Genomic DNA, 5,927 nt, shown 5'->3' with positions numbered 1-5,927 from the left:
AGCCGTGGTCTGCGGCCGCCGGAGCCGGATGCGACTGCACCGCTCCCGCTGCACCCGGCGGATGTCCGCCACGTTCGTCGTGGGGGCGGTGGTGACCGGCGGGACGAGTCTGCTGTCCGGTCGCCTGGTGGACGGGCTGGAGCCGATGTCCGCCGGTCTGATCCAGGCCACCGTCTCGACGGCCGCGTTCCTGCTGTTCGTCGGGCCCGCACGCCGCTGGACGGCCGACTCGGTGCGTCTCGGCGGGCGGGCGGCCCACGGGGGGACGGGCCGATGAGCACCCCCACCGGCTTCGACGAGCTGATCCATCCCGCCACCCGGCTGTCGGTGGTCGCGCTGCTCGCGGCCACCGAGTGGGCGGACTTCGCGTTCATCCGCGACAGCCTCTCGCTCAGCGACTCCGCGCTCTCCAAGCAGCTGCACACCTTGGAGGAAGCCGGGTACCTGGAGATCCACAAGGAGGGCGGCGGGCGCAAGCGGCGTACGAAGGTACGGCTGACGGACCGCGGCCGCACCGCCTTCGACGGGCATGTGGCGGCGCTCCGGGCCATCGTCGAGGGCGCCGGGGGCGCGGCGGCGGTGGCCGGCCCGGCGGCGGACGGCATTCCGGAGACGGCCGCGAACGGGGCGGCACCACGGCGGCGGGACCACGCGGAGGCAGGACGATGACGGCGCTCAAGCACACACCCGTACACCCCGCACCGCCCGCCACGGCCGGCCGGCCCGTCATCCAGGCCCGCGATGTGAGCATGTCGTACGGCGACGTCGACGTCCTCCACGGCATCGACCTGGACATTTACCGCGGCGAGGTCTTCGCGCTGCTCGGGCCCAACGGCGCCGGGAAGACCACCACCGTCGAGATCCTGGAGGGCTTCCGGAAGCGTTCCGCCGGGGAGGTCCGCGTCCTCGGTGCGGACCCGGAGCGCGGTGACGACGCGTGGCGCGGCCGCATCGGACTGGTCCTGCAGTCCTGGCGCGACCACCGCCGCTGGCGGGTCGCCGAACTGCTGACGCACTTCGCGGCGTACTACCCCGCCCCGCGTGACCCGGCCGGACTGCTGGAGCTGGTCGGCCTCACCGGCCAGGCCGGCCGGCAGGTCGACCGGCTGTCCGGCGGCCAGCGACGGCGGCTGGACGTCGCGCTCGGCATCGTCGGCCGCCCCGAACTCCTCTTCCTGGACGAGCCGACCACCGGCTTCGACCCGGAGGCGCGGCACGAGTTCCACCTCCTGGTCGAACGGCTGGCCCGCGACGAAGGCGTCACCGTCCTGCTCACCACACACGACCTGGTGGAGGCCGAGCGGCTCGCCGACCGGATCGCCATGCTGGTCGGCGGCCGGATCCGGGCCTGCGGGACCCCGGTGGAGCTGGCCCGGCGTGCCGCGGCGCAGGCCGAGGTCCGCTGGACGGACGAGGACGGGACGTCCCACCGCGAACGCACCGAGGACCCCTCGCGGCTCGTCTGGGAGCTCCACCAGGACGCGGACGGCCCGATCGCCGGCCTGGAGGTCCGCCGCCCGACGCTGGAGGACACCTATCTGCACATGGTGCACCGGGAGGACGAGGGCACGGACGGGGCCGCGGACGGGGAGGCGCAGGCCGTATGAGGGAGACACGCGTGACGGAGAAGACGGACCCAGCGGACGGGGCGGACGGGGCGGACATGGCAGGCACGGGGGACGCGACGGAGGGTGCGGGCGGGGCGCCGGACGGGACGGAGGGGCCCCGCCGCCGCACCCGCGCCTACTGGCGCGCCGGTTTCCTCCGCGGCGGCATCGAGCTGCGGCACCTCCTCCGCAACCCCAAGGAGATGTCCGGCCATCTGACCAATGTGGTGGTCGCGCTGCTGGTCGCCGTCTACATGAGCGACGACGTGCCCGGCACCCGGACCCCGATGGCCCATCTGGTGATCGCGGGGTTCGCCGCCTACCTGCTGTTCCAGATCGGGCTGCTCAGCCTTCCGCAGATGCTCGTGACCGAACGGGAGGAGGGCGCCCTGCTGCGGCTGCGCGCCACCCCCGGCGGGATACCGGCCTATCTCATCGCCAAGTGCCTGCTGGTGGTCGTCACGGCGGTCGGCTCCCTGGCCCTGCTCCTGGCGGCGACGGCACTGGTGGCGGACGGGCCGCTGCCGCGCGGGCCGGGTGACTGGCTGACGCTGGGGTGGGTCACCACCCTCGGGCTCCTCGCCGTCGTACCGCTGGGGGCGGCCATCGGCGCCGTGCTGCCCAACCCGCGTGAGGCGCTGGCGTTGATCATGCTGCCCACGATGGGACTGCTCATCACCTCCGGAACGGTGTTCCCGATCACCTCGCTGCCCGTGCCGGTCCAGCAGGTGGCCTCCGTCTTCCCGCTCAAGTGGATGGCGCAGGGCCTGCGTTCGGCGCTGCTGCCGGACTCCGCGCGGGCCGTCGAGCCGGCCGGCTCCTGGGAGCTGCCCATGGTCGCCCTGGTGCTGACCGCCTGGGCGGTCCTCGGGTTCCTCCTCGCGGTCCCTCTCCTGCGCCGCGCCGCCCGCCGCGAGTCCGGTTCCCGCCTGACCGCGCGACACCGCAAGGCGGAACGGAGCGGGGCGATGTCCGCGTAGGCGGCCTCCGGGGAGGGGGCGGGCCCTGCGCGACGCCCCATTCCCACGGTTGTTCTGTACGCGCCATAATCCGCTCCATGGTGAGCATGGGCGTGAGCAGAGGCGTGACCGGACGAAGCGAACACGGCAGCCGCGTCATCGGCCGGCGGCGCTTCCTGACCGGAGCGGCGGGTCTCACCGCGGGTGCTCTGCTGAGCGTCGTACCGCGTACGGCGGACGCCGCCTCCCGTACGGCGCGGGGCGTCCAGGACTGGATGGGCGCCCTCGCCGACAGCACCCCGCTCCAGCGCCTCACGATCCCGGGAACACATAACTCCGGGGCGCGGCACGGCGGCCCCTGGACGGAGTGCCAGAACACGACGGTCGCCGAGCAGCTCGACAGCGGCGTCCGTTTCCTCGACGTGCGCTGCCGGATCAGCGGTGACGCGTTCGCGATCCATCACGGAGCGTCGTACCAGCACCTGAATTTCGACGATGTGCTGACCGCCTGCCGCGACTTCCTGGCCCGGCGGCCGTCGGAGACCGTGCTGATGCGGGTCAAGCAGGAGTACTCCGAGGAGAGCGATGCCGCGTTCCGGCGGATCTTCGACCTCTATCTCGACGGCAAGGGCTGGCGGCCGCTCCTGCACCTCGGTTCCACGCTTCCGGACCTGGGCGGGGCCCGGGGCAAGGTGGTGCTGCTCGCCGACAACGGCGGGCTGCCGGGCGTCCGGTACGCCGACCCGGCGCTCTTCGACATCCAGGACGACTACATGGCGGAGCCGTTCGCCAAGTACCCCAGGATCGAGGCGCAGTTCCGCAGGGCCGCGCAACAGCCCGGCAAGCTGTTCATGAACTACGTGAGCACCGCGGCCCTGCTCCCCCCGCGCTGGAACTCCGACCGTCTGAACCCGCAGGTGCACGCGTTCCTCGACGGGGCGGAGGCCTCGGGCTGGACCGGTCTCGGGATCGTCCCGCTGGACTACCCGGCGACCCGCCCGGGGCTGGTGGAGTCGCTGATCCGGCACAACCCGACGGGCTGAGCCACACGTCCTCACACCTCCGGCGGCGGCGTCGGCGCCCCCGGCAGCCGGATCGACGCCACCGTGCCGGTGCCGCCCTCCGCCGGGCGCAGGGCGATGTCCCCGCCGGCGTGCCGGACCGTGCGGGCCACGATGGACAGGCCGAGGCCGGAGCCGGGGAGCTGACGGGCCGAGGGGGAGCGCCAGAAGCGGTCGAAGACGTGCGGGAGCTCCTCGGGAGGGATGCCGGGTCCGTGGTCCCGTACGGTCAGCTCGCCTCGGTGGAGCACGACGTCGATCGTCCCGCGGGCCGGGCTGAACTTCACCGCGTTGTCCAGGACGTTGACGACCGCCCGCTCCAGGGCGGCGGGCTCGGCGCGTACGTACCAGGGGGCCAGCTCGGCGGTGATGGTCAGCTCCGGGCCGCGCAGCCGGGCGCGCTGCAGGGCGTTGCGGGTGATCTCGTGCAGCGCGACCACCTGGAGGGGGCCGGGCTGGGCGGCGTCGGGGCGGGAGAGCTCCTGGAGGTCGCCGATGAGGGCCGCGAGCTCGGTCATCTGGGCCTTGACCGACGTCATCAGGGCCTTGCGGTCGTCGGGCGGGATGGCACGGCCCGTGTCGTCGCTGCGGGCGAGCAGCTCGATGTTCGTACGGAGCGAGGTGAGCGGGGTGCGCAGTTCGTGCCCGGCGTCCGCGATGAGCTGCGACTGGCGGTCGCGGGAGGTGGCCAGGGAGCTGGTCATGGAGTTGAACGAGCGGGAGAGGCGTGCGATCTCGTCCTCCCCCTCGGCGGGGATCCGGACGGTCAGGTCCTCGGTCTCGGCGACGTGCTCCACGGCGTGGGCGAGGTCGTCGACGGGGCGCAGGCCGGTACGGGCGACCCACAGACCCGCCGCGCCCGCACCGACGACGCCTATGCCGGCGACGAGGGCCAGCACCCAGGCGAGGGTGGAGAGGGGGGCGGTGACCTCGCTCATGGGGCGGGCGATGGAGACCGCCAGGTTCCCGGATTCCGTTCCGGGGCCCCGGACAGCGAGCTGTGAGGTGAAGACCCGCATGTCCGTGCCGTTCTCGGCCGTCTCCGTGTGCAGGGCGTAGGTCCGCTGCCGCTCGGCCACGCGCAGGTCCTCGTCGCTCACCGGCAGTTTCGATGTGCCGGGAGCCACGCAGACCGTCCCCTGGGAGTCGATGAGCTGGACCGTCGCACCGGTGAAGGGCTGGGGCGGCAGCCCGGTGTCGCCCTTGCAGTAGGTGTACAGGTCCGCCAGGTAGGGCTGGTCCACCTTGGAGCCGCGCAGCGACTCGTCCAGCTGGTGCTCCAGCTGTTCCCGGGTCACGAACCAGCAGGCCGCTGCCACCGCCGCCACCGCCACCGCGACCGCCATGGCGACCAGCAGGGCGAGCCGTGAGCGCAGCGGCAGGGCGCGGAGCCGGCGGGGGAGGCCGGTCACCCGTCACCGCCGCCGGAGCGCAGGGCGTAGCCGACGCCCCGCACCGTGTGGACGAGGCGCGGCTCACCGCCCGCCTCCGTCTTGCGGCGCAGGTACATCACGTACACGTCCAGGGAGTTGGAGCTGGGCTCGAAGTCGAAACCCCAGACCGCCTTGAGGATCTGCTCGCGGGTCAGCACCTGGCGGGGGTGGGCCAGGAACATCTCCAGGAGGGTGAACTCGGTGCGGGTGAGCTCCACCCGGCGGGTGCCCCGGGTCACCTCACGGGTGCTCAGGTCCATGCGGAGGTCCGCGAAGGACAGCACGTCCTCGTCGGGGAGGGGTCCGCCCGCGGTGACGGCGTACGAGCTGCGGCGCAGCAGGGCGCGGATGCGGGCGAAGAGCTCGTCCAGCTCGAAGGGCTTGACCAGGTAGTCGTCGGCGCCGGCGTCCAGGCCCGTGACCCGGTCGCCGACGGTGTCGCGGGCGGTGAGCATCAGGATGGGTGTGGTCGACCCCGTGGACCGGATGCGCCGGGCGGCGGTGAGGCCGTCCATGCGGGGCATCTGGATGTCCAGGACGATCAGGTCGGGAGCGTACGTCTCGGCCTTGGCCAGGGCGTCGTAGCCGTCCACGGCCACCTCGGTTCCGTACCCCTCGAACGCGAGGCTGCGTTGCAGCGCCTCGCGCACGGCGGGCTCGTCGTCGACGATCAGGACGCGCTGCGGACCGTCTTCGGCGGGGCTCATCGCTTCTTCGTCCTCTTCCTTCGTGCCGGGCGTGCCGGGCGTGCCGGGTGCGGTGTGCGGGGCCCTCAGCCTCGCACGGCCGCCGCACGGCGTCGCGCGGCACGGCGGCGGCGCTCACGGCCGGTGCCGCTGCGGACCCCGGGCGGGCGGGGACCGTTCG

Annotated in this window: 6 protein-coding genes and 1 pseudogene; 5 read left to right on the top strand and 2 right to left on the bottom strand. The window is 73.3% G+C overall.

The genetic code is table 11. The features are described 5' to 3' along the window. The 5 genes and pseudogenes from VN520_RS33255 to VN520_RS33235 form a co-directional block, all read left to right on the top strand. Positions 1–277: pseudogene (locus VN520_RS33255) on the top strand (hypothetical protein); the annotation flags it as partial. Beyond that, positions 274–669, top strand: a complete 396-nt coding sequence (locus tag VN520_RS33250; RefSeq protein WP_325750664.1) for a transcriptional regulator — start codon at positions 274–276, stop codon at positions 667–669. The pseudogene VN520_RS33255 and the gene VN520_RS33250, both read left to right, overlap by 4 nt. Then, complete coding sequence (locus tag VN520_RS33245) at positions 666–1,607, top strand: ABC transporter ATP-binding protein (RefSeq protein WP_325750663.1); 942 nt, start codon at positions 666–668, stop codon at positions 1,605–1,607. Before VN520_RS33250 ends, VN520_RS33245 begins: the two co-directional genes overlap by 4 nt. Positions 1,608–1,618: 11 nt before the next feature. Further along, positions 1,619–2,587: an ABC transporter permease gene (locus VN520_RS33240; protein ID WP_325750662.1), complete on the top strand. Its 969-nt coding sequence runs from the start codon at positions 1,619–1,621 to the stop codon at positions 2,585–2,587. A gap of 86 nt (positions 2,588–2,673) precedes the next feature. Continuing rightward, positions 2,674–3,609, top strand: coding sequence for a phosphatidylinositol-specific phospholipase C (locus VN520_RS33235; RefSeq protein WP_325750665.1), 936 nt, complete (start codon positions 2,674–2,676; stop codon positions 3,607–3,609). Between the two features lie 11 nt (positions 3,610–3,620). On the opposite strand, the gene VN520_RS33230 is transcribed toward VN520_RS33235, so the two are convergent. Together VN520_RS33230 and VN520_RS33225 are read right to left on the bottom strand one after the other, a co-directional pair. Then, positions 3,621–5,039, bottom strand: coding sequence for a HAMP domain-containing sensor histidine kinase (locus tag VN520_RS33230; RefSeq protein ID WP_325750661.1), 1,419 nt, complete (start codon positions 5,037–5,039; stop codon positions 3,621–3,623). After that, the gene (locus VN520_RS33225; protein WP_325750660.1) at positions 5,036–5,767 is read right to left on the bottom strand and encodes a response regulator transcription factor; all 732 of its coding nucleotides are present in this window, start codon (positions 5,765–5,767) and stop codon (positions 5,036–5,038) included. The genes VN520_RS33230 and VN520_RS33225 overlap by 4 nt, the downstream gene beginning before the upstream one ends. Positions 5,768–5,927 lie beyond the last annotated feature (160 nt).

This window comes from Streptomyces sp., from assembly GCF_035563135.1.
In the GTDB taxonomy this organism is placed as follows: Bacteria; Actinomycetota; Actinomycetes; order Streptomycetales; family Streptomycetaceae; genus Streptomyces.
Note: the sequence above shows the minus strand (reverse complement) of the source record. Positions and strands in the feature narration are given on the sequence as shown.